Origin of the sequence: Paenibacillus abyssi (genome assembly GCF_014640295.1) — a bacterium.
Lineage (GTDB): Bacteria > Bacillota > Bacilli > Paenibacillales > Paenibacillaceae > Paenibacillus_D > Paenibacillus_D abyssi.
Map to the genome: position 1 here is coordinate 14,562 of NZ_BMGR01000024.1, position 23,122 is coordinate 37,683.

The following is a 23,122-nucleotide window of genomic DNA, read 5'->3' on the forward strand; positions in this document are numbered from 1 at the left end:
GCTATCCCCCCTTTCCGGTTGCCTTCTCGTATGCGGCCATGATCGCTCGCTTGGCAAAAACGCCCGCGAGATGACGCCTATATTCCCTTGTTGCGTGTAGATCACCCTCTGGATCGACATTCATACACGCCAGATCACCCGCTTTATCCAACAACGATTCGGTCAATGTCTCTCCGATGAGCGCGTCCATCGCCTCTTCCGCCAAGATCGGCACCGCGTCTACTCCGCCAAGGACCAACCTTGCGGCACTGATTCTGCCTTCGAGGTCGGTATCGATTACGCACGCCGCCGCTACTAAGGCAAAATCGCCGTGCCTTCGGCTGTATTCCTGGAACGAGAAGCCCATCGGAACGGCCGCCACCGGAATTTTCACCTCGGTAAGCATCTCATGCGGCATAATGTCAGTGGTCAGGTAGGTGATAAAAAAGTCGCTCAGCTCCACTTCCCGTTTCTCGTCAGCGCTTGCAATAACAACTCTTCCGTTCAACGCCAAAAGTGACAAGGGAAGCTCGGCCGTCGGATCCGCATGGACAACGCTTCCGCCTACGGTTCCCCGATTGCGGGTTTGCATATGGCCGATAAAAGGAACTGCTTCTGTCAGCAGCGGACTTTTCTCCCGAATCAGGGCAGAGCGCTCCACTTCCCGCTGCCGGGTCAAGGCACCGATTCGGATCCACTCGTCATCAGCCCGGATGTAGCTTAATTCCTTCAGTCCGTTAATGTCGATCAAGCAGCTTGGCGCAGATAATCGCATATTCATGATCGGGATCAAGCTTTGTCCTCCGGCAATCAGCTTGCCATCGTCACCGGATTGGCTTAGCACTTGAAACGCTTCTTCCACCGTGGAGGGACGGAAGTAATCAAAGGATGCCGGTTTCATACCCTTCCCTTCCTCTCTTTAAGCAGCTTCAGCTATGCTGATTGCTGGCCTTTCTCGATTTCCTTTTTTAGCTTTTTGAAAAAATCCCCGATGATCAGCTTTGCGACGCCGCCCAGCATACGTTGGCCGATTGCCGCCACTTTACCGCCGACATCTGCATTATAATTATAGGAAAGCAGCGTTCTGCCCTCGTCTAATGGGGTCAGCTGGAGCAGGCCTTCCGCATCCAGAAATCCCGGTACTCCTTCCCCATGCATGATCAATTTGTAGCTGTGCGGAGCCTGTACGTCCGCAAGCTCGATCGTTGCGTCGTACTTGCCTTTTACAGCCGCAATTCCGACGGAAAGGTCCGCGCGGTACTTGTTCTCGCCGATCAGCTCCAGCTTGTTGCACCCAAGAATGCAATCCGCAAGTACCTCAGGATCCATTAATTTGCTCCATACCTGATCAACTGGCGCATATAATTCGATTTCACCGCTGCCGTTCATATCGGCACCTCCTTTGATTGCTTTGTACTTTTATGAGCATCCTGCATCATAGACCAGATCCGGCTCGGCGTCAAAGGCAGGCTGTCAATGGTGATCCCCAGCGGCGAGAGCGCATCCGCTACCGCATTGGCGATGACCGCCGGGGCGCTCATCGTGTTGCCTTCGCCCAATCCTTTCGCCCCAAGCGGGGTTAATGGAGATGCCGTTTCAAAATGTTTGATCGTTACATCCGGGATTTCGGTGGCCGTCGGGCACAAGTAATCCATGAAGCTTCCGGTCAAGAAATGGCCGTTGCTGTCATAAGCCAGTTCTTCATATAAGGCGCCGCCAAGCCCATGCACCAATCCCCCCATAATCTGGCCTTCAACAATGAGCGGATTGAGCAGCTTACCTGCATCATGGACCGTAAAATAGTCCAAAATCTTCACTTCTCCGGTATCCGCATCGATCTCCACTGTCACCGCATCGGCGACAAATCCATAGGTTGCAGAGCCGTTTACATGATCGTTCTCGTCAGGAGGAAGCGCGTTATCCATTGAGTAGAAAGCGGTTTCATGAATACCTGGCTCCATCCCGCTTGGCAGGCCCTGCGGATTCCAATGGGCGGATCCGATCAGTCTTTTCAAAGAAAGCTGCTGCTGCGGATCGTCCCGGACGATCACCTTTCCATTCTCGATATCAAGCGCTGCTGGAGGCTGCTTCAGCTGCTCTGCCGCGATATTCAACAATTTATCACGGACTTTTTCAGCCGCCTTATACACGGCACTGGAGCCGATCGATGCAAAGCGGCTGGAATAGCTGCCAGATGCCACTGACCAGGGGCTCGTCAAGGTATCCATCTCGGCAATTACCCTGACCGACTGCGGATCGACGCCCAGCACTTCACCTACGATCTGGGCTGCGACCGTTTCATGGCCTTGCCCGGTAGGCGTCGTACTGATCCTTACAGCAATTCCGCCCATCGGATCGATCGATACGGTCGCCCCTTCAGCGCTGCCCGATTTGGGCAGCGACTTCGCCCGCTGCTCCGGCGTAAGCGCAATCGTAATATAACCCATATTTGAGCCGGACGGTTCTACGATGCAGGCCAATCCGATGCCCAGATACTTCCCTTCCTCACGGGCTTTCGCCTGGCGCTCCCGAAACTCGCGGTAATTGGCCATTTCCAACGCTTTTTCGAATGCAGCTGTGTAATCTCCGCTGTCATAAACGCCTCCGGATGGAGTTGTATAAGGAAATTCCTCCGTTTGGATGAGGTTGCGCCTGATGACGTCTGCCGGATCCATTCCCAGCTGTTCAGCAATCATGTGCATGATCCTCTCCAAAGGAAAATAAAGCTGCTGTCCGCCATAACCCCGAATCAAACCCGTCGGGCTTTTATTCGTCATAACAGCGATCGTTTCCATATGCAGATTGGGAATCCTGTACGCTCCGGTGCTATTGGAGTGCGTCCGGTACAGACAAGCCGGCTCTGGAGCCCGGATATAACCGCCTACACTGTCGGCCATCTTCATCTTGAGCCCAGTTACAGTGCCGTCAAGTTTCACGGCCGCCTCGATCCAGGTTACTCTGTCCGTCCCGCTGGAGCTTGCCGTCAGATGCTCTTGACGGTCTTCGATCCATTTCACCGGCAGCCCGAGCTTTTTGGAGACAACCCCCATCAGTACCATATAAGGAAATACGCCTGACTTGATTCCGTAGCTGCCTCCGACATCCTTCGGGATTATAATCCGCAGATGATTGCTTGGCATCTGCAGGGCAGCCGCCATTACCGATTGCAGCGTGAACGGGCCGTGGAAATTCGACCAGATGGTCAGATGGTTTCCGCTCGATTCATACTGGGCGATCACCCCGTAGGTTTCCACTGGCGTCGCGCTGTATTTTGGAAAACGAAATTTATGTTTGATGACATGATCTGCTTCTGCAAATGCGCGATCCACATCGCCGTAATCAAAAAATCGATGATTGGCGATATTGGAGCCGACTTCATCATGGAGAAGCGGAGCATCCTGTTCCAGGGCTTTCTCAATATCGACTACGGCGGGAAGCGGTTCATAGTCCACTTCGATCGCCTCCAGCGCATCTTCCGCCAAATACCGGTTTTTTGCTACGACGACAGCGACCGGCTCACCTACAAACCGCACTTTCTCCACAGCCAGCGAATAGTATTTTACCGGGGCGGTGACGCCTACCGGAAACGGTACGGTCATCCTCGCGATGTCTTCTCCCGTAACGACGCCTTTCACGCCCGGCATCCGTTCCGCCTTCTCCGTACGGATCGCTTTAATCCTTGCATGCGGATAAGGGCTGCGTAAAATAGCGGCATGATGAATGTTTGGAAGCGGATTCAAATCTTCGATAAAGGTACCCTGTCCGGAAGTAAGCCGCGCATCCTCAACCCGTGCCATCGGCTGACCGATTCGATTCTGTTTCATTTGCGGAACCCTCCCTTGCTCTTATAATAAGAAAGAATCCCTTCATATGGTTTTAATATTGTTTCATCCTGACTTTGAATATTTCACTATTCACTCATGAAACCTGAGAACAGGCTCCTGTATTCCGTAGGCGTCTTGCCTTCCAGCCGTTTAAATGTCGTGGCAAAGTAACCTGCATTAGCGAATCCGGTATTGTTCGCAATGACTTCAATGGGCAGGGACGTCACTTTAATAAGGCGCTTGGATTGCTCTACCCTGTACTTTGTCAGATACTCAATAAACGTAACGCCCATCTCCGCTTTGAATAGGCGGCTGAAATGGGAAGCGCTCAGATAAACCCAATCCGCGACATCGTTTAACGTAATCGGCTCGTAGAAGTGGCTGTGAATATATCGGATGACGCTCTGGATCGGATTTCCCAGATCGATCTCCACCGGCTTTTTAGGAGCTCCGGCATTCCCCAGAACATTCGTTTCTTTCATTAAATTCGGAAGCAGCAACCGGTCCAGCGATGTGAGCAGCTCCACATTCGAAAGCGGTTTCAGAAAGTATCTGGAAAAACCTTCATTCATGCACAGCTGAACCATGTCAAACATTTTCAGGTGGGTGGCTACTATAATTGAAACCTGCGGTTTTAATTCCAGCACTTTTTTCCCCAGCTTCACCCCGTCCATATCAGGAAGGGATAAATCCAGAATGACGATATCAGGCTGATTTTGCTTCAATAAAACCAGTCCCCGGTCCGCTGAACCCGCTTCATATATCGAGAGGTAATTGTACTGGCTTTCTTCAATGATCAAACGAATGTGTTGGCGGCTCTCCGCTTCATCATCTATTATCAGTACTCCGGCCACGACCATCCCTCCCCCTAATTTCAGATATTCGAGAAATGCTCGTTCTTCAATTCACGGCGCAAAATCTTTCCGGAAGGATTTTTGGGAATCTGCGGAATGAACACATATTTTCGCGGACGCTTAAAATTGGACAGCTTCGGGTGCTGCTTACAGAATTGATCCAATTCCTGAACGGTGACCGTCATGTCCTTCGGCACGATGAAGGCCGCCACGATCTGTCCCCAATGCTCATCCTCTTCCCCGATCACGACGGCTTCCAATACCTTAGGGTGCTGAAGCAGTATCTCCTCGATCTCGGTAGGAGATATATTTTCCCCGCCGGAAATGACCATCTCGTCCACTCTTCCAACCACATAGAGATCTCCATCCTCATCAAAGTAACCCAGATCGCCCGTGTAGTACCAGTGGTTTCGGATCGCTTTTCGCGTGGCGTCGGGACGGTTCCAATACCCTTTAAAGGCTTCGATCGAATCCGCTTGAACGATGATTTCCCCGATCTCTCCCGGCTGAACAATAGGCTCGGGTACCACAGCGGATTCCGTATCGGAGCGAACCAGCCGGATCTTTTGATGGATCCCGGGCCTTCCAGCACAGCCCGGCTTCTCGTCAAGAATAGAACAGGTCGTGAAGGTATAAATTTCCGTACTGCCGTAATGGTTGATAAAGTGTGCGGGCTTCAGCAGTTCAAAGCATTTCTTCGTTAACGGCGCGGACATCGGTGCGCCTGCGTAACCAATTTTCTTCAGTGCGGAAAGATCAAATTCGGAAAAGCTCGGGTCATTTAACAATTCCCGGTACATCGTAGGAAACATATAGAGGGTACTGATCTTTTCTTCAGACAACAGCGACAATGATTTGCGGGCGTCGAAGTCCGGGGATAGCACATATTTACCGTTTAACACGCACATGGAAAGCAGAGAGCGAATGCCCATCGTATGGTATAACGGCATCGCGCCAAGTGTGCTATCAAAAAGCTCATAGTGATTTTGGATGATGTGCGCCATCGTCGAGGCATATTCATTCTCGTGGAACCTCGGAACACCCTTGGGCACGCCGGTCGTCCCCGAAGTATAGAGCATGACAGCGATATCGTCGCTGCTGCAAGTGATACCGTTATATTCAATGGAGCCCCTTGCGGTCAGCTCTTGATACGAAAGGTCTCCATCTTCTTGTTCCAGGCTGATCAAGATCGGCCGTTCATTAAATTTGGCGTTCATCACCGAGCGTTGGCTGGATTTTTCATAGAAGATAATTTTGGGCTCCGCATCATTTATGCAGTATTGAGTATCCTCCGGGGAATGGCGCAGATTAATCGGTGTATAGATCGCACCCAGCTTCTGCACCGCCCAAAACACACTTACTGTCTCCATCCGATTTTTGAGCAGGACCATGATGCGGTCCCGTTTCACAACGCCTAATTTCTGCAGGGAGGAGGCAAGCCGGGTTACTTCTTCATTTAATTGCCTGAAGGTAATTACCCGATTGTCCTGTACAAGCGCAGTTTTGTTTGGATATCGCTGGGCGGCATAATCAAAAACAGTTCCCAAATCCATGGTGACCATCACCTCGATCGTCAATTAATTAATAGTTTACAATGAGTCCGATCAGCAAATCTTTGTTTTTTTGATGCGGGCGCTTCTACAAAACAATCATATCATTATTGTTTTTCCTTATACAAATTCATGCGGTATTTTGCGCGCTACGCCGGTTTCAATCGCTGCCTCAATCACTTTTTTTCGAACAACCTCTACGATCCGGTTATTGAAAACGCTGGGTATGATATACTGTTCATTCCGTTCATCATCCTGAACGATCGAAGCGATTCCATAAGCAGCCGCAAGCTTCATTTTCTCATTGATTGCCGTCGCCTGGCAATCCAATGCCCCTCTAAAAATCCCCGGGAAACACAATACGTTGTTCAGCTGATTCGGGTAGTCGGATCTTCCGGTGGCCATCACCCTTACGTACGGCTCGGCAACTTCCGGCAATATTTCCGGATTCGGATTGGCCATTGCAAACACGATCGGATCAGGGGCCATTTTTTTCAGATCCTCCACTGAAATAACATTAGGGCCGGACAAGCCGATAAACACATCCGCATCCAACATTGCATCCGATAACGTACCTGTCACATTATCAGGATTGGAGTGATCGGCATACCACTGAAAGATCGGATTGCTGTAATTCTCTCCCCGGTGCAGAATACCAACGGATCGTGTTGCTCCGACGATATGTTTTACCCCTGCAGCCATCAACATTTTCGTGCAGGCTACCCCTGCAGCCCCAATGCCGCTAAACACCACTTTAATATCTTCCATTCGCTTATTTACGATTTTTAGCGCATTGATTAAGCCCGCTAGCATGACGACTGCCGTTCCGTGCTGATCATCATGAAAGACCGGGATATCGAGTTCCTGCTTTAACCGTTCTTCAATTTCGAAGCAGCGCGGGGAAGAAATATCCTCCAGGTTGATTCCGCCGAATACCGGTGCGATCGATTTGACGATCTGGATGATCTCTTCCGTATTTTTCGTATTTAAGCAGATGGGGAAGGAATCGATGCCCGCCATTTCTTTAAACAGCATTGCTTTTCCTTCCATCACCGGCATAGACGCAATAGGACCGATATCTCCCAGACCGAGCACGGCCGTACCATCGGTTACGACAGCAACCGTATTCCGTTTGATCGTCAAGGAGTAGGCCTTAGCCGGATCATGATGCAGAGCCATACAGACACGGGCTACACCAGGCGTATACACATGGGAGAGATCGTCGCGATTTTTGATCGGCACCTTCGATTGAATCTCCAGCTTGCCGCCCAAATGCATCAAAAAGGTTCGGTCCGAAAAATTAACGACCTTCACTCCCGCGACATTGCGGACGCTTTCTATTAATGCCGCTTCATTCTCCGAGTTGGATACCGATACGGTAATATCGCGGGTGGTAAGCAGCTTGCCACTGTTCACAATATCCACGGCCGTAATCTCGCCGCCCGCCTCATGGATCGCATTCGCGATTTCAATAAAAGCGACGTTTTGTTCAATTTCCAGACGCAGCACAATGGTATAACTTCCGCTTGTTTGGCTTTTCATGTTTTATCCCCTTTTTTTATAAAATAATAGAATCGTCAGCTAACTATAAATGATTTCTTGCGCGTGTGGTTTAGATAAAATAGCATTATTACTTTGTCATTTATGCTCTACCCGGATACAAATGACCCTCCTGCTTTTGATCACAGAAGGGTCAATAATTTCTGTTATATCATCCGATCTTCAGGATCGGTTTGATCGTGACGCCTGTCTCGGAATCTGCCGCAGCTTGATTGATCTCTTCCAGGGAATAAAATTTGACGAGCTTATCAAATGGAAATTTACCCTGCTTATACAATTCGATAAGCTGTGGAATAAAGATTTGCGGAATACTGGAACCCAGGAGCAGTCCCGTCACTTTCTTCTCGAACAAGATCGTGTTCACATCCAATGAAACCTCTGTGCCCAGCGCGGGAGCCCCGATGATAACGGTTGTCCCTAACGTCGCAAGGCAATCCACCGCCTGACGCAGCACCTCCGGCCGGCTTGTCGTTTCGATCGAATAATTGGCACCGCTGCCGGTTATTCGTTTGATCTCTTCTACCGTGTTTGTGTTTTTCGGATTAATGGTGTGTGTAGCGCCTAACTCTATGGCCATGGCAAGCCTGCTCTCTTGAACATCTACCGCAATGATTGTCCCGCAATTGGCAACCTTAGCCGCCATCAGTGCGCTTAATCCCACTGAACCGCAGCCAAACACTACAATGCTTGAGCCTAATTCAGGCTTCAGCTTATTAAGAACGGCACCGCTGCCGGTTTGTATGCCGCATCCAAGCGGGCCCAGAATCTCTAAAGGTACATCTTTGGTAACGCTTACAACATTTCGTTCAGAAGCAACAGCGTAGTAGGAAAAGCTGGATTGGCCGAAGAAGTTGGCAACGTCTTTACCGTCATGCGTATGTAACCTGCATGTTCCATCGCCCATTGCGCCAGAGAAGTTCAGTTCATAAAAAGATTCACAAGCATACGGTCTGCCTGTCCGGCAGCTTGTGCAGGAGCCGCAGGAAGAAAAGGATAACACAACATGATCGCCTGGCTTTACGCTGGTTACCCCATCGCCAACCTTCTCGACAATACCGGAACCTTCATGCCCCAGCACAGCCGGCAGCGGAACCGGATAATACTGGTCCCGTACGATCAGATCGGTGTGGCAGATCCCTACGGCAACAATTCGAATTAATACTTCACCTGCTTTGGGATCATCGATTGTAATCGTATCGATTTCAAACGGTTCACCTTTTCCACGCGTAATCGCAGCTTTCGTTAACATACATATCCTCCTTTTATGAATAAAAATGGGCGGTGCTTTTACTTCAGTTTTACTATATCAAAATTTCATGGGCATGATACGGTTTTCACGCGGGTTGGTCATATTTTTGAAACCGATGCGATAAAATTTTGTAGATGCCTGCAGCGAGCAGAAATGGTAATCTGTTCCAGCTTGCAGAGATAATTGAAAAGCCCGACGGAGTGTATTCTCCATCGGGCTTGTTTTAAATTTCTTAGGGCGGCAGCCGTTTCTGCTTGCTGCTTATTGTACGGCAGCTGCCGCTCTCTTCAGGGCCATAATATATCCGGCATGGGTGGCCTCATGTCCGATACTGAAAACCAGCACTTCATCAAGCCGGCCAAAGTCTTTGAATGGAACCGTAATTTTCTCCTCCAGCCGCCCTTGAAGACGCGCGCGAATTCGGCCGGGCTGCTCTTCCAGAAGTTTGATTAATGCCGGCAAATCCGGCGGCGATGTCTGCCAATCTGCGGGCTTGGTGCCGTTGACGAACAGACTCATCAATTCCTCAGGCAAATCAAGCGGCTCTGGAATTAAGCGAAATGCAAGCCTCTCCTGAGTCGTCAAAATATGCCCCAAATGCCAGCGGATGTTATTATTGAAACCCGGTGGCACAACGTCCGCCTGCTGCTCGGATAATTCAGCGACAAGCGCCAACGTGCGGCTTCGGTTTAACTCAATCTGACTGAATACGATTTGTTCCATTTCTGCAACTCCCCTTATCGTTGATCTGGCAAAGGCTCTTTCACCCATAGTAACCTGATCAAAGAGGAAGGGCAAGTCTTTTGATTCACATTGAAAACATACATTGTACAAAGAACAACAGCTTCAAGCCCCCACGCATTCCATTCCGTCTACCAGAGCGCATTCCATATATCCGAATAACTTTTTTTGCAAAAAGCGCAACATATTCCCCCTTTTAAAAGTCTGTAAATGTAGATTCACGATGTTGGATTTACGTCTTAATTCGGGAGATGTGGTGATGAAAAAAAGCGTTAAGGTCATATTGGGCACGGCTGTGATTGCGTTGTCGATCTTCTCTGCTGCCAGCTTGAGTTTTGCTGATAGTGTGTTGGACCGGTATTATTTTAGAGATACCCATCAGACCATTACCTATGCAAAACTGAAGGAAATGATACCATCTTCATTTGCCAATCAGTTAGGTGGCGTCTATATCGACGATAATGGGAACTCTGTCATCTTGCTGACCGAGAAAAACCCCGAATTTGAAGAGAAAATTAAGGGAGAAAACAAATATTCAAATAAAACCGTCTTCTATTATGTAAAATACAGCGAACAGCAGCTATTAGATGCGCAAGATAGACTTTACGGGGTAGCCAGCGACCTTGGCATCCAATTCACGGTCACTAATATCAAGCAAAACAAAGTCATCATCTACATATCGAAAGAGGCTTACCATCAAAATAAACAAGAAATTTTCAAGCATATCGATGAGGATATGGTTCAGCTAGTGTTCGGCAATTTCAAGATGATCAACCAAGCTTGAACGCTAGCTTTCTTTCAATCCCTCTTTTATCCGTGTTGATGCTGCCAGGCATCAATAGGTCTCCTGCTTTATGCCCCAGCAGTACAAAAAAGACTCCTCTCTTCACCGCCAGAAAAGTAACCGGAATACATCCGATAAACTCAATACATACAGCCAACGAAAAGTGGGAAGTCCCCTTTACGAGGGAGTAAACCATGAACCATCCGTTCCAAGAGGAAATCGTAAACATCAACGGCGCATTTACACTAGAAGGAACGCTAACCATACCTGCCGCAGCAAGAAAAAAATACCCCGCCGTATTAATTATTTCAGGCACCGGAAAGAGCAACCGTGATGGCAATGGCTCAAAGCTGGACATGAATCTGTACAAAGATTTAGCGGAAATGATCACAAAGCTTGGTTTTATCACGCTTCGTTACGATAAGAGAGGCACCCACAAAAGCAAGGGTGTATATATCGAAACCGGTTTTTGGGACTTGGTAGATGATGCGGAAAGCGCGGTCCGATTTCTTGCGTCCCGGCCTGAAGTCGATAATGAGAAAATTATTATTCTGGGGCACAGCGAAGGCTGCATGATTGCCGCTGCAGTGAACGCAAGAGCTCCACAAGCAGGCCTTGTCTTATTAGCGGGAGTCGCTGAACCTTCCAAAATCGCTTTTCCAAGGCAAGTACAGCAAGCGCTCAAGGAAATCGATGAAATGCCTGGATATAAGGGTAAATTAATACGTTTCATTACGAAGCTGCAAAATCCGGAGAAAAAAAACAGAGAATTTTTCGCCAAGGTACTTGCGTCTACCAGACCATCGATCAGAATCTATGGCCTAATCCCTTTCAATGCAAAATGGTATCGCGAGCAGTATGCCTACAATGTGATGGACGAACTGTCCAAGGTCACCTGCCCCACCCTAGCTATAACAGGCTCTAACGATATTCAAGTGATTCCCGATCATGCCAGGCTTGCCGCTGAAACGGTTAAGGGTGAAAGCGAATGGCATGTCATACCGCATATGAACCACATTTTGCGAAAATATGAAAAGCCGCATACGATGCTGAACCTTCTTAAAGAATACAAAAAGCTAATAAACAAACCGATTGATCCGGATTTATATCCCCTGCTTTCCAAATGGCTCCAAAAACATTATATCGTGGCGGAAGCGTAACTCAATGAATGTGCAGCCCTAATCGACTGCACTTGTTCTTTTGTATGGTGGAGCCAAAGGCTGGTCCCTGACCTCATTGCTGCCAGTGGAGATGTGGGTTTCTGGACCGAAGACGAGAGATGGCGCCACAGATATGAGACCTGTGACGCCATTTTTACTGTTTTAGAGGTACCTATCAAGCTTCAATATCTCATTGAAGATCCCTTTTGGGACAGCCTCTTCTTGCTTACTCATAGACGTAATATGCATAGATTTTCCATCTATCGTCGGGCATCTTTTTCAGCTTGTAGATGCTATCGATTGCATCTGTTGTCGAAGTCTGTTCAGCCCCATCCCACATGGTTGTTGTATATACGCCGCCTGTGGATTCAACCGTTGCAAATCGGTCATTCTTTTCAATCACCCTCATCGTCGGCACAGTATCCGTTGTCATCTGAATCTCATAGCCTTCTTCAGTTAATGACCTGAAGTCCATTAGAGAGGAGTTGCTGAGAGCCAGATAATAACCCGTATTATAGATATCATAGAAATTCATCAGCTCTTCGAACCTTTGCTCGTTCATCAGTTCAAAGTTCAGGGACTCGATATCATTGACCAAGCTGATCATGATCTCGTCCTCGGGTAAATTCGTATTTTCCAGATTCATTGCACGCTGGAGCATGACAACGGCTTCAGCACGTCTGGCATTAGCGTATGGCCTAAATTCAGTCTCTGTAACACCGCCTACAATGCCTACCTGGCTTGCACTCATAATAGAAGAAGTTGCATAATAGTCCGGCACATCAGTAAACTGCTTTGGCTCGCCTGCAAATTGGACGGTGGATGAAAAAGCACGTACCACCAATACCGCAATGTCACCGCGTGTAATCAGGCGATCGGGTCCAAACCTTGTTTCTGAAATCCCGTTCACAATGCCCAATGAGCTTGCGATGCGGACGGGCTCGTAATACCACTTGTCCTCCTCCACGTCGGCAAAGTTCTTCCCGGAGCCTTCACTTGTCAAGTTCAATGCTCTTACTAGTATTGCAACGAATTCCGCACGGCTGATTGAATTGTTCGGCCTTATGGACAGCGTTCCTTGCGAATCCAAATACCCGCGTAATAAATCTGCATTCACAAAATTGTCTAACGCATCATGAGCCCAATGGTCATCGATATCGACCGGAGCATACATCTCCAGCGGATCAATATCATGCGTTTGGGCAGACAAGGAATGAATCGGAAATAACAAAAGCATCGGCAGCAACAACAAGATGGTGATCTGGGACATTCTTTTTTTCATCTTCGGCATCGTTCCTCTCAATTAAAGTTTTTGGGTTATAAAACCCAAGATCCCTCAACAATTAACTGACCATAATGGACCGGAGATCATAAACTTAACTACACTTATAATGGAACGATGAAACAACAAACTTCCAGAAAAAGCATATAAATGCCAGCAAAAACAAGCGATCTGTCCACTGCAATAATGCATTCTCAAGCCATTCGATAGACCGCAAAAAAATTGCGTGGTTTCACAGTATATTTGTGTTTGATTGTCGGATAAAAACATATATACTTTCTTTATTAAAATCACATCTTATATCCACCTTGAGGGGAAACGAATCATGAACGAACGAATTTCTCAATTAAGCCAATTGCTTCATATTAAATCAAGTAGGCAGCAATACAGATTAGCAACAGGCGTTGCCGCCACGATCCTTCTGATATCTGCTGCAGCTATGCCCTTCGGTACACTTCAATTAGTGGAAGTAAAGCCATTTTTGCCTGCGTTTATCGCATGGTTTCTATTCGGTGATCTTTTAACCGCTTATATGCTCTTCAGTCAGTACAGAGCCGGTAGGTCTCGGCCATTGTTGATTTTGGCCTGTACTTACTTGTATACGGGACTCATCATTATTCCACACATTCTCACGTTTCCGGGTGTTTTCTCCGATACCGGATTATTGGGCGCAGGCAATCAAAGTGCGGTGTGGTTATGGGTGTTCTGGCACGGTGGATTCCCGATAGGGATTATAGCCTACCTCTTGGTCGATCAATTGGACCGGCAGGAGGATCCACCACAAAGAGTCATCCCGCTGGCCGCAGGTATGGTAACGGTAACCATTCTGATTGTACTGTTATGGTATGTTCTGTCTACCATGGGCAATGACTGGCTTCCTGCCATTATTGAGAAGAACAACTATTCCATCCTATTGACGTCTGGAGTTGGCGCTGTCGTTTGGCTCCTTAATTGTTCCGCATTCATTCTTTTAATATGGCTGCGGCGCGGCAAAAATGTGTTAACCCTGTGGTTAACCGTTGCGGTATTTGCATTCCTCCTTGATGTCACAGTCACGCTGTTTGCAGGAGCACGGTACAGTCTGGGATGGTACACTGCCCGTTTGAACTCGCTCGTCGCTGCAACCGTGGTCATTTGTTCCATTATTTATGAAGTCAACAAGCTCTATATCCGGCTGGTAAAACAGCATGTGCAGCTGGTGGAATCGCAGGATGAACTGCGATCAGCCAATGAAAAGCTAACTAAACTTTCCAATCTGGATGGATTGACCGGCATTCCAAACCGACGGCGCTTCGATGAAATGCTGGCTAGGGAGCTCCATGAATCCGCTGGCAAGAATTCACCATTGTCATTATTAATGTTGGATATAGACTGCTTCAAAACATATAACGATCATTATGGCCATTTAGGAGGAGATGCCGTGCTGAAGAGAGTCGCCCTTATTATTGAAGACTCCTTGACGGGAACAACTGGGATTGCCGCTCGCTACGGCGGAGAAGAATTCGCGGTCATTCTTCCGAGGCTAGATGTAGAGCATACGCAGCGTATCGGCGAACGGATCCGGGCTGCGGTTGAAGCCGAACAAATTTTACATAAAGCCTCCATTGTAGGAAATTTTATAACCGTTAGCATTGGCGCATTCACGATGCTGCCAGCCCAAAATACCGAGTTTGAAGAAATGGTGGCCTTTGCCGACCAGGCTTTATATTCATCCAAATCTGACGGGCGTAACCGTGTGACCGCCTTTGATCAATTGTTGAACAGGTAAATTACGTTATGATTTCAATCTATTAACATGTCCAAGCGCTTGCCAGCTTCCGTTTCGTCCTCCAGCTTAGACCAATATGTCTTAAGCTCCTCTCGGACCGACTCCAGCGCTTTCGTCCCCAATTGAAGATCGGAGTAAAATTTGCATTTCCCCCAAATCCCGTTCAGATCCGGCTCCCGTTGCGGCCGATTGCCCGCCAGTCCGTCCCGTATGGTCAAGGCTTCCAGATGCGCGGGCAGCGTGAGCGTGCTCCTGCGAATGCCGGATTGTATCTTCGGGCTGCAAAGAAAACGGACCAGCGCCCTTGATGCATCCGGATATTTCGCCTTGCCGCTGATTGCCAGACCTGTTACGAGAAGCAGCGTAGAGTCGCTCTTCAGACCTGGGAGTTCGGATATTCCATAATCAATTCCCGTATCACGCCATCGATTAATCCCAAAATACGACGTCATGATTATCGATACCCGGCCTTCCCGGAACCAGCGCTCTGCATCGGCATCATTCTCCGACCAGAACGGAGCCGCTCCGCCCTGTTGATAAATTAGATTTCTTGCCATGCGCAGGCTTTCCCAGAATGCCGGACGATCCACCGCGTCCCCCTCTTCCCCGTTCTGGAGCCGAAACCCGTTCTGCAGCAAAAAGACCGGCCAGCGGTTTACGGATTGCATATGCGCTGCGAATCCGATAACGCCCAGCTGCCCGGACAATACGCGTGACGTATGAAGCAGCCTATCCCAAGTCCAGCCTTGCTGTGGTTCCTCCAATTGACAGCTCATAAAATGCTGCCTGTTGTAACATAACACGATCGGGGAGAACACAAAGGGTGCCGCTGCAGTTCGTCCTGCAGGCCCGAGAAATGGCGTGTACAGCAGCGGATGTGCTGCCTCCGAGTGCGGAGCGGAGGCAAGCATAGACCAGGATGGGTCCTGCTCCCTCAGCTTTAAAGCATCCCAATTAGTTAGTGTTATAACATCGGCGATGCCGTGTTCTACATAATCGACAGGAAATGGCGTAGGCAGCAGCTGAATGCCGATCGACGGATTGGCTGATTCAAACTCGGCAATCGCCTCTTTCATATTGACTTCCGTATCCATTGACGGATAGTAAGCAAACCGCAGAATTGTTCTCCGTTCCGTGTCCTGGACTGCGTCCACCATCTTCCCTTGCGCGTATGCCGGTATGGCAACCCGATTGCCGACTCTTTTAATTTTGACGATCATCCCTTCTTCAACGAGGATATCCAAAGCTTTCCGCACGGATTCCTTACTGAGCCCGTACGTGCTGCCAAGCTCGACCTCGGAAGGGATGTAATCGCCTGACCGAAGCTCTCCGGATCGGATATCCGTACGCAATCGATCCACCAGCCGGCGAATTCGGGCGGTATATTCACTTCGACTTGGGCGTCCCATCTCATTCCCCCGTTTCTCCACATCATCTTTTTCTATCATAGCATAAGCAATCAATTCTGTTGACAGAACAATATCTTCCGTGTAGCCTGAGTTATATCATCCACATATCGCCTAGAAGACCGAATGTAGGGAGGGATACAGCTCACCATTTGAATGTAACAGAATACATATCAGAGAAGGAGCAGCCGCATGTCAATGATCGAAACCTTTTCCTTAAACAAAACATTTCGTCAGGCGATCAAAGATCCCGGATTGAAAGGATCCATCAAGCATTTCTTCACCCAGCAATATCGGGACAAAACAGCAGTGAACGGCATTGATCTGAAGATTGAGGAAGGAGAATCGGTTGCTTATGTCGGGCCAAATGGAGCCGGCAAATCAACCACGATCAAAATGCTTTCCGGCATCTTGGTTCCCACTTCCGGTACCCTGCGAGTAAACGGACTTGTACCTCATGAGGACCGAATCCGCCACGCGAAGCAAATCGGGGTCGTCTTTGGACAGCGCACGCAGCTTTGGTGGGACCTTCCGGTAAGGGAATCGTTCTCCCTATTGAAGGATATCTATGAAATACCGGATCCGTTATACAAGAAAAATATGGATCGTTTTAACGACCTGCTCGGACTTCATGAATTCAGCGATCTGCCTGCCAGAAAAATATCATTGGGCCAACGGATGAGAGCCGATTTGGCGGCTGCCCTGCTGCACAATCCCCCCCTCGTTTTCTTAGATGAACCTACAATTGGCCTGGATATCGCCGTCAAATCCCGCATCCGGGAATTCGTCAAGAACATCAACCAGAAGGAAGGGTCTACGATACTTTTGACAACCCATGACCTGGAAGATATCAAAGACATTTGCCGCAGACTGGTCATTATCGATAAAGGGCGGATCATATATGACGGAACATTAGAAAAGATCACGGATGCTTTCGCACAGGAGAGAACCCTTCACTTTCAAGTCCGCGAGCCCGTCTCATCAATCTCCGGCATCATTGCAAACTTGCCGGGTGTAACTGCCGATCAAGTCAACGAACTATCCTTTTCCGTAAAGTTCAACCGGTTTCAATATTCAGCCGGTGAAATAGCAAGTAAAATCATCACTTCTGCAGATGTAATCGACTTCCGAATTGATGAGCCTTCCATCGATCAGATCATCCGAAAGCTTTATAATGGAGAATTGATCCTGCAGGAGGAGCAGCCATCGGAGGCGATCAGGTCATGACCTCTGCCAAAAAATACTTTTCACTGATGAAAACGTCGATGCAAGCTTCGTTGTCGTACCGGTTCAACTTTTTTATCAACACAATAGCGGGAATCGTATTCATTACAGCTCTCTTCTATATCTGGAAAGCCATCTATGCGCAGCGGACCGAACTCGGCGGAATGTCATGGGAAGATATGAAAACGTACCTGCTCGTCGTATTCATCACCAATATGCTGCTGACCTGGTATTCAGAGACCGCCATTTCCAGAAGAGTCATAGACGGCAGTGTCTCTATGGATCTGCTTAAACCGCTGGATTTTCAGAAAGCGCGATTTTCTGAAACGATCGGCACAAGTATTATAGAAGGCGGTATCTGTGCGCTTGTCGCAGCCTCATGGGCGACCGTTTTTGCGGATGTCAATCTGCCTCCCAACCTGCTGGCATCGGGTCTTTTTCTCGTGAGTCTTGCTCTTTCGGTACTTATTAAGTTCGGGATTATATATCTGGCCGGCCTCGTGTGCTTTTATACTTCGAGTGTTCTGGGCGTTGCTTGGGCAAGAGCTGCGATTACCAACCTTTTTTCCGGAGCGCTCGTTCCCTTGACGCTTTTTCCGGATTGGCTGGAGACCATTACACGTTGGCTTCCGTTTCAAGGCATCGTATTTATCCCGGCGTCGATCTATATGGAGCGTATGTCCGGCCTGGACGCATTATGGAATATAGGCATTCAATTCATATGGGTGATCGTGTTATGGTTAGCCGGCAAAGCCGTATGGCGCTGGTCCGTCCGTCAAGTCACGATTCACGGCGGATAGGAGGGGAATCAATCGATGAAGTGGAGTCGTGCGATCTATATTTATTTCAGATTAATGACACAGCATGTGAAAGCAATCCTCGAATATCAAGCCGATTTCTGGATTGCGATGTGCGCCGCAATGCTGACACAAATACTCGGCATCGTGTTCATTTGGGTGATATTCGACCAAATCACGGATATTCACGGCTGGGTTTTTTGGGAGATTGCATTTTTGTATTCCTTAGTCTTTATGTCCGAAGGGGTATCGTCCTTTCTGTTTAATGGGATCTGGCTCATTAACAGCTTCGTGAACCGTGGTGAAATGGATCGCTTTCTCGTTCGCCCCCTGCCGCCTGTTCTGCAAGTCGCGTCATCGGCATTCGGCATGAACGGTATCGGCAACCTGGCGATCGGAATAATCTTCCTCATCCAATCGATTCGTCATATTGAAATGGCTTGGACATGGTGGCAGCTGCTGTTGGTGGTTGTTTTCGTCATCTCCGGGGTTATGATTCGAATTTCGGTTAATTTGGCTTCCAACAGCATTTCCTTTTGGACGCAAGGGCCGCGAAATTCATTCCCCATGATGATTCATACCGTTAGCGACTTCGTCAAATACCCCATTACAATATTTACTGGCGGTATTCAATTATTTGTTTCCATTGCGGTCCCTTATGCTTTCATCAGCTATTATCCCGCATCCTTTTTGTTCGGCAAAGGAGAAGATTGGTCTTGGCTCGGTATGCTCACGCCTGTAGTAGCCGCCGCGTGTCTGATGCTTTCTATCCGATTATTCAACACGGGATTGCGAAAATATGAGAGTGCAGGCAATTGAACAAGCGGGCGGAGCCATGATCACACGGCTCCGTTCTCATTTTTTATCATTGAAATCCAAAGGTCGAGTAATGACATATCTGCAAGCTCAGATCGTGATGGAATGCCTTTCTGGGCCAAAGTATCCACCACTTGTGTCGCTAGAATGACGGGAACATTCACGAGGCTATATGTGTTTTTAATAAAAATATGAATAAACGATGAAGGAATTATTTTACAGAGGTCAATTTCGACAAAATGTCGAATTGTATATATTTGCAAAAAAATCATATACACCTAGGAGGAACAAGATTTTGAAGAAGAACAATGTAGTACTGCTGGCAATCATCTTAGCTATGGCAGCAATCCTCGGGGCTTGTGGAAGCAACCAAGGAAATTCCCAAGCGACAGACGACAGCGCATCAAATGATCAACTAGAAACCGTAAAGCTGGATATTGGTATGCTTAAGCTTACCAGCTCCGCCCCACTCTTCATTGCTATTGAAAAAGGTTTCTTTGAAGAGGAAGGAATTGAAGCAAACGTAGAATGGTTTGAAGCGGCTCAACCGATTGCCGTAGCCACTGCTTCAGGAAGTGTGGATGTTGGCGCCACGGGAATCACTGCAAGCCTTTACAATATGGTTGCTGAAGGTCAAAAGCTGTACATCGTCGCAGATAAAGGAAGAGAGCAAGAAGGCTATTCCTCATCCGCATTAATGGTACATACGGATTCCCCTATCACCACAATCGAAGAATTGAAGGGCAAAAAAATCGGAATTACCCAAACGGGCTCCACATTCCACTATATGGCTGGACGCCTGCTGGAGAAGCATGGATTGTCCCTTAGTGACGTAGAGCTTGTACCGCTTGGCAAAATTAACGCCATGATGGAAACACTGAGCAGCAAACAGGTTGATGCCGTACTGCTGAACGAACCGAACATTACCGCTGTTGTCAAAGAAGGCTACGGCAAAGTCATAGCTCAAGTCGGCGATGAAATCGAGTATCAAACATCGGGTATTTTCTTCTCTCAGAAGATCGTTGATAACCATGATGCTGCCGTTCGTTTTATGAAAGCGTACGCCAAAGCAAGCCGTTACTATTATGATGCTGTCCTTGTGAAGGAAAACGGTGAGCTTGTACCTGGTGAAAATTACGATGATGTCATTGCCATCATCGCGAAATACACGGATCAGCCTGAAGAAAACATCAAGCTCGGCATGCCGTACATGGATCGCGACGGCAAGCTGCTTGCAGAAGACATCAAAACGCAAATCGATTGGTATCTGGCCAATAAAATGGTCGAGAAAGAACTGGACCCAGCAACGATTGTGAACACCGATATTCTCGACGAAGCATTAGAACAATTAGGAAACTAGGAAGTGATGACAGCATGAGAGTCGTCGTCGATGGAGTAACAAAAACGTTTAAGGATAAGAAGGGCCGTGAGGTTACGGCCCTCAGCAAAATCGATTTTGCCATAGACCGCCAAGAGTTTGTCGTGCTGGTCGGCCCGAGCGGCTGCGGTAAATCGACCTTGTTGAATATTGTCGGAGGCCTGCTCTCCCCAAGTGAAGGCAGCGTTTATTTCGATGGATTGTCCTCTGCCGGCAGCGACCCGCGCCTCGGTATTGTTTTTCAGGAAATTGCCCTGCTTCCTTGGCGGACCGTATTTGAAAATGTCATATACGGTCTGGAAGAAATGGGGATAAGCAAGAAAGAGCAGAAGGAAAAGGGACAGTATTATATCGATATGGTCGGATTGACCGGCTTCGAGCAAGCTTTTCCGAAGCAGCTCTCCGGCGGGATGAAACAAAGAGCCGGCATTGCCCGTGCTCTTGCCATTGAACCGGATTTACTGTTAATGGATGAGCCGTTCTCGGCCCTGGATGCGCAGTCGCGTACGCTTATGCAGGAAGAACTGCTCACCATTTGGAACCGGACAAAGCTAAGCACGCTTTATGTCACGCACAATATTCAGGAAGCTGTCTATTTGGCGGACCGTGTAATCGTGCTTTCCCGGCATCCCGGAAAAATCAAAGAAATCATTCGCATCGATCTGCCAAAAACCGGACGAGATCAAGAAGAGCATCGTATTCAATTCGACGAATATGTCAAACAAATCTGGGATTTGATCCGCCATGATGCTCAAGATGCACTGAAGGAAGGATAAAAGACATGGGAGAAACGAAAAAGTATATCAAAAATCGTGTCGCTTTCCTTGATTTGAAGGTTCCCGGGTATGCTCCTGTAATCGGCATTGCCGGATTGCTGCTGCTTTGGGAAATCGTCTGCAGGCTGGGGTGGGTTGCTCCCCTGTATCTCCCCGCTCCGACAGCGATCTTGGCTGCAGGCTGGGAAATGCTGACCAAGGGTGAGCTTTTGCAAAATCTGGGAGCCAGCTTGTACCGAATTGTACTCGGTTATTTGCTCGGAGCATCCGTCGGCATCATAGTCGGCTTGCTTTTGGGCTTTTCCCGCTGGGCAGATGCGATAGGGAGCCCAATACTGTACTCGTTATATCCGATTCCCAAAATCGCCCTCTTGCCGCTGATCGTACTGTGGCTGGGTATTGGCGAGCTGCCGAAAGTAACCATTATTGCACTGGGTGTGTTTTTCCCGGTTGTCATTAATACGTTCTCGGGCGTAAAAAATGTCGATTCGGTATTGATTAAAGCAGCGGTTAGCTTTGGATCCAATCACTTCAACGTCATTCGCAAGGTAATTCTTCCCGGCGCCCTGCCGGTCATTTTCGCAGGCTTGAAGCTTGCTGCCGGTACTTCCCTGCTGCTGCTTGTTGCTGCGGAAATGATTGCCGCGCAGCACGGGATCGGATCCATGATCCTTCACTACGGCAACCTGATGATTACAACCAAGCTGATGGTTGGGATCTTGGTTCTGTCCATGCTCGGACTTCTATTAAACCGTGGACTGCAGTGGCTGGAGAACAAGCTTTTACCTTGGAAATAAGACGATATAAACTGTGCATAAAGCCCGATGGCGTGTTAGAACGCTCCATCGGGCTTTATTTATTCCGTTTAACAAAATTTACCTGCCTTATCCGGAAGATCAAATCACGTTATGAGGCTCCACTTATCCTGTAGCTGAAGCGGTCAGCACAAGCAAGCTCGAATTCTTCACTACCCATGACCATGGTAAGGCATATCATAGATACGTTTCAAATGTTTACGGCTATATTGGCACTATTTTATCCCCGGCGGCTTTTCCACCATAAAAGAGCTTTGCTGATCCTGTAATACCCTCGCTTAGCCGCTTCTAGCATCCACAATGGAATCCGTTTCCCTGCTATTAAAGGATATATTATATTATAAGCCCTCAAGAGATGCTCCCAACGATAATCATTTCCTTCTTTAACATATTCAGACACATCAATGACCTTGCCTCGTCCTTCATGCAGCAGCACGTTTTTCAGGTGAATATCCCTTGGGTTCAAACCTTTGCTGCGGATATAATTTCTGGCGTTCTCGACATCAATAATAACCTGATCAGGCACGCTTATCCCTAACAGCAGGCAGTCGTACAACGTTACGCCCTGTTCGTAACTAAGGACGATATAGTTTTCCCCGCTCCCATAATAGCGCGGAAAGTAGGGGGAATCTCCTATCTGCAGATATACCGCTTCTTCCAAGGCTTTCTTTCCAAGTGACTCTTCTGTATAGATTTTAAAAGCATAAGCAGGAGCGTCATCAAATCGGAAAACAGCTGCGTCAGTCCCTATTCCGATACAGCTTAAACTCTCGGGGCAGGAGGCGATGGAAACGAGTTCGTTCTTCCCGCTGCTCTTGATCTTCGCCGATCTCAGCGCAGCTTCAGCTAGTCTCCAATCTGTAATCATGTCGTTCCCCTCCTTGTCACTATCCTATATTTTCCAGAAACAGATATAAAAACAACCTTTGCCCAAAAAGATGGACAAAGGTCTCGCTAACAACGGATGGTTGTCAACAAAGCCGAAGGCAAATGCCTTGTAATGACGACTTTGTTGTAACAGCTACTCCCCTTTGGAGTTATTCAATTTTATACATTATAATGTGCTTCGGTTTTTGAGTCAACGGTCTATCTCGCTTACTGTCGTTGTTCTGTGATAATGTCACCCCATAACTGTTCTGAGATAATGTCACCATGGGAC

At 48.1% G+C, this 23,122-nt stretch carries 20 protein-coding genes; 9 read left to right on the forward strand and 11 right to left on the reverse strand.

The genetic code is table 11. The annotated features are described in order from the left end of the window. Position 1: 1 nt before the first annotated feature. From IEW11_RS23940 to IEW11_RS23975, 8 genes are all read right to left on the reverse strand, one after another. On the reverse strand, positions 2-880 hold the full coding sequence (locus tag IEW11_RS23940) for an FAD binding domain-containing protein (protein ID WP_188533620.1): 879 nt from the start codon (positions 878-880) through the stop codon (positions 2-4). A 32-nt stretch (positions 881-912) separates the two neighbouring features. Continuing rightward, positions 913-1,368 carry an SRPBCC family protein gene (locus IEW11_RS23945; protein ID WP_188533621.1) on the reverse strand — a complete coding sequence of 152 codons (456 nt, stop codon included), beginning with the start codon at positions 1,366-1,368 and terminating at the stop codon, positions 913-915. Continuing rightward, positions 1,365-3,803, reverse strand: a complete 2,439-nt coding sequence (locus IEW11_RS23950; RefSeq protein WP_188533622.1) for a xanthine dehydrogenase family protein molybdopterin-binding subunit — start codon at positions 3,801-3,803, stop codon at positions 1,365-1,367. The genes IEW11_RS23945 and IEW11_RS23950 overlap by 4 nt, the downstream gene beginning before the upstream one ends. 86 nt (positions 3,804-3,889) lie before the next feature. Beyond that, entirely contained in the window at positions 3,890-4,657 is a 768-nt protein-coding gene (locus IEW11_RS23955; protein WP_188533623.1) for a helix-turn-helix domain-containing protein, read from the reverse strand. A gap of 20 nt (positions 4,658-4,677) precedes the next feature. Beyond that, entirely contained in the window at positions 4,678-6,210 is a 1,533-nt protein-coding gene (locus IEW11_RS23960) for a class I adenylate-forming enzyme family protein (protein ID WP_188533624.1), read from the reverse strand. Positions 6,211-6,327: 117 nt separating this feature from the next. Further along, positions 6,328-7,749, reverse strand: a complete 1,422-nt coding sequence (locus IEW11_RS23965; protein ID WP_188533625.1) for an NAD-dependent malic enzyme — start codon at positions 7,747-7,749, stop codon at positions 6,328-6,330. A gap of 169 nt (positions 7,750-7,918) precedes the next feature. Beyond that, positions 7,919-9,016, reverse strand: coding sequence for an NAD(P)-dependent alcohol dehydrogenase (locus tag IEW11_RS23970; protein ID WP_188533626.1), 1,098 nt, complete (start codon positions 9,014-9,016; stop codon positions 7,919-7,921). A 261-nt stretch (positions 9,017-9,277) separates the two neighbouring features. Beyond that, positions 9,278-9,739: a DinB family protein gene (locus IEW11_RS23975; protein ID WP_188533627.1), complete on the reverse strand. Its 462-nt coding sequence runs from the start codon at positions 9,737-9,739 to the stop codon at positions 9,278-9,280. Positions 9,740-10,016: 277 nt separating this feature from the next. Between IEW11_RS23975 and IEW11_RS23980 the strand changes: the two genes are divergently transcribed. Beyond that, positions 10,017-10,541 carry a hypothetical protein gene (locus IEW11_RS23980; protein ID WP_188533628.1) on the forward strand — a complete coding sequence of 175 codons (525 nt, stop codon included), beginning with the start codon at positions 10,017-10,019 and terminating at the stop codon, positions 10,539-10,541. A gap of 194 nt (positions 10,542-10,735) precedes the next feature. Continuing rightward, positions 10,736-11,701 carry an alpha/beta hydrolase gene (locus IEW11_RS23985; protein ID WP_188533629.1) on the forward strand — a complete coding sequence of 322 codons (966 nt, stop codon included), beginning with the start codon at positions 10,736-10,738 and terminating at the stop codon, positions 11,699-11,701. A gap of 226 nt (positions 11,702-11,927) precedes the next feature. Here the strand turns inward: IEW11_RS23985 and IEW11_RS23990 are convergent, their stop codons facing one another. Beyond that, the gene (locus tag IEW11_RS23990) at positions 11,928-12,983 is read right to left on the reverse strand and encodes an S-layer homology domain-containing protein (RefSeq protein WP_229725651.1); all 1,056 of its coding nucleotides are present in this window, start codon (positions 12,981-12,983) and stop codon (positions 11,928-11,930) included. A gap of 325 nt (positions 12,984-13,308) precedes the next feature. Between IEW11_RS23990 and IEW11_RS23995 the strand changes: the two genes are divergently transcribed. Further along, positions 13,309-14,751, forward strand: coding sequence for a sensor domain-containing diguanylate cyclase (locus IEW11_RS23995; protein ID WP_188533630.1), 1,443 nt, complete (start codon positions 13,309-13,311; stop codon positions 14,749-14,751). Between the two features lie 14 nt (positions 14,752-14,765). On the opposite strand, the gene IEW11_RS24000 is transcribed toward IEW11_RS23995, so the two are convergent. Next, positions 14,766-16,160 (reverse strand): extracellular solute-binding protein, encoded by a 1,395-nt coding sequence (locus tag IEW11_RS24000; protein WP_188533631.1) that lies wholly within the window; start codon positions 16,158-16,160, stop codon positions 14,766-14,768. Positions 16,161-16,349: 189 nt separating this feature from the next. On the opposite strand from IEW11_RS24000, the gene IEW11_RS24005 reads away from it, so the two are divergent. The 6 genes from IEW11_RS24005 (at position 16,350) to IEW11_RS24030 (ending at position 21,945) form a co-directional block, all read left to right on the forward strand. Then, positions 16,350-17,384, forward strand: a complete 1,035-nt coding sequence (locus tag IEW11_RS24005) for an ABC transporter ATP-binding protein (RefSeq protein ID WP_188533632.1) — start codon at positions 16,350-16,352, stop codon at positions 17,382-17,384. Continuing rightward, positions 17,381-18,181, forward strand: a complete 801-nt coding sequence (locus IEW11_RS24010; RefSeq protein ID WP_188533633.1) for an ABC transporter permease — start codon at positions 17,381-17,383, stop codon at positions 18,179-18,181. Before IEW11_RS24005 ends, IEW11_RS24010 begins: the two co-directional genes overlap by 4 nt. A gap of 15 nt (positions 18,182-18,196) precedes the next feature. Next, positions 18,197-18,997, forward strand: coding sequence for an ABC transporter permease (locus tag IEW11_RS24015; RefSeq protein WP_188533634.1), 801 nt, complete (start codon positions 18,197-18,199; stop codon positions 18,995-18,997). Between the two features lie 292 nt (positions 18,998-19,289). Beyond that, positions 19,290-20,354: an ABC transporter substrate-binding protein gene (locus tag IEW11_RS24020; protein WP_229725653.1), complete on the forward strand. Its 1,065-nt coding sequence runs from the start codon at positions 19,290-19,292 to the stop codon at positions 20,352-20,354. A 14-nt stretch (positions 20,355-20,368) separates the two neighbouring features. Beyond that, a complete protein-coding gene (locus IEW11_RS24025; RefSeq protein WP_188533635.1) occupies positions 20,369-21,148 on the forward strand; it encodes an ABC transporter ATP-binding protein in 780 nt (259 codons plus the stop codon). A 5-nt stretch (positions 21,149-21,153) separates the two neighbouring features. After that, positions 21,154-21,945 (forward strand): ABC transporter permease, encoded by a 792-nt coding sequence (locus IEW11_RS24030; RefSeq protein ID WP_188533636.1) that lies wholly within the window; start codon positions 21,154-21,156, stop codon positions 21,943-21,945. Between the two features lie 238 nt (positions 21,946-22,183). Here the strand turns inward: IEW11_RS24030 and IEW11_RS24035 are convergent, their stop codons facing one another. Next, a complete protein-coding gene (locus IEW11_RS24035; RefSeq protein WP_188533637.1) occupies positions 22,184-22,831 on the reverse strand; it encodes a serine/threonine protein kinase in 648 nt (215 codons plus the stop codon). Between the last annotated feature and the right edge of the window lie 291 nt (positions 22,832-23,122).

Excerpts from the sequence above, each read along its gene's own strand:
- IEW11_RS23940 (WP_188533620.1), bottom strand. The coding sequence starts at position 880 with ATGAAACCGGCATCCTTTGATTACTTCCGTCCCTCCACGGTGGAAGAA.
- IEW11_RS23945 (WP_188533621.1), bottom strand. The coding sequence starts at position 1,368 with ATGAACGGCAGCGGTGAAATCGAATTATATGCGCCAGTTGATCAGGTA.
- IEW11_RS23950 (WP_188533622.1), bottom strand. The coding sequence starts at position 3,803 with ATGAAACAGAATCGAATCGGTCAGCCGATGGCACGGGTTGAGGATGCG.
- IEW11_RS23960 (WP_188533624.1), bottom strand. The coding sequence starts at position 6,210 with ATGGATTTGGGAACTGTTTTTGATTATGCCGCCCAGCGATATCCAAAC.
- IEW11_RS23965 (WP_188533625.1), bottom strand. The coding sequence starts at position 7,749 with ATGAAAAGCCAAACAAGCGGAAGTTATACCATTGTGCTGCGTCTGGAA.
- IEW11_RS23970 (WP_188533626.1), bottom strand. The coding sequence starts at position 9,016 with ATGTTAACGAAAGCTGCGATTACGCGTGGAAAAGGTGAACCGTTTGAA.
- IEW11_RS23975 (WP_188533627.1), bottom strand. The coding sequence starts at position 9,739 with ATGGAACAAATCGTATTCAGTCAGATTGAGTTAAACCGAAGCCGCACG.
- IEW11_RS23980 (WP_188533628.1), top strand. The coding sequence starts at position 10,017 with ATGAAAAAAAGCGTTAAGGTCATATTGGGCACGGCTGTGATTGCGTTG.
- IEW11_RS23985 (WP_188533629.1), top strand. The coding sequence starts at position 10,736 with ATGAACCATCCGTTCCAAGAGGAAATCGTAAACATCAACGGCGCATTT.
- IEW11_RS23990 (WP_229725651.1), bottom strand. The coding sequence starts at position 12,983 with ATGAAAAAAAGAATGTCCCAGATCACCATCTTGTTGTTGCTGCCGATG.
- IEW11_RS23995 (WP_188533630.1), top strand. The coding sequence starts at position 13,309 with ATGAACGAACGAATTTCTCAATTAAGCCAATTGCTTCATATTAAATCA.
- IEW11_RS24000 (WP_188533631.1), bottom strand. The coding sequence starts at position 16,160 with ATGGGACGCCCAAGTCGAAGTGAATATACCGCCCGAATTCGCCGGCTG.
- IEW11_RS24005 (WP_188533632.1), top strand. The coding sequence starts at position 16,350 with ATGTCAATGATCGAAACCTTTTCCTTAAACAAAACATTTCGTCAGGCG.
- IEW11_RS24010 (WP_188533633.1), top strand. The coding sequence starts at position 17,381 with ATGACCTCTGCCAAAAAATACTTTTCACTGATGAAAACGTCGATGCAA.
- IEW11_RS24015 (WP_188533634.1), top strand. The coding sequence starts at position 18,197 with ATGAAGTGGAGTCGTGCGATCTATATTTATTTCAGATTAATGACACAG.
- IEW11_RS24025 (WP_188533635.1), top strand. The coding sequence starts at position 20,369 with ATGAGAGTCGTCGTCGATGGAGTAACAAAAACGTTTAAGGATAAGAAG.
- IEW11_RS24030 (WP_188533636.1), top strand. The coding sequence starts at position 21,154 with ATGGGAGAAACGAAAAAGTATATCAAAAATCGTGTCGCTTTCCTTGAT.
- IEW11_RS24035 (WP_188533637.1), bottom strand. The coding sequence starts at position 22,831 with ATGATTACAGATTGGAGACTAGCTGAAGCTGCGCTGAGATCGGCGAAG.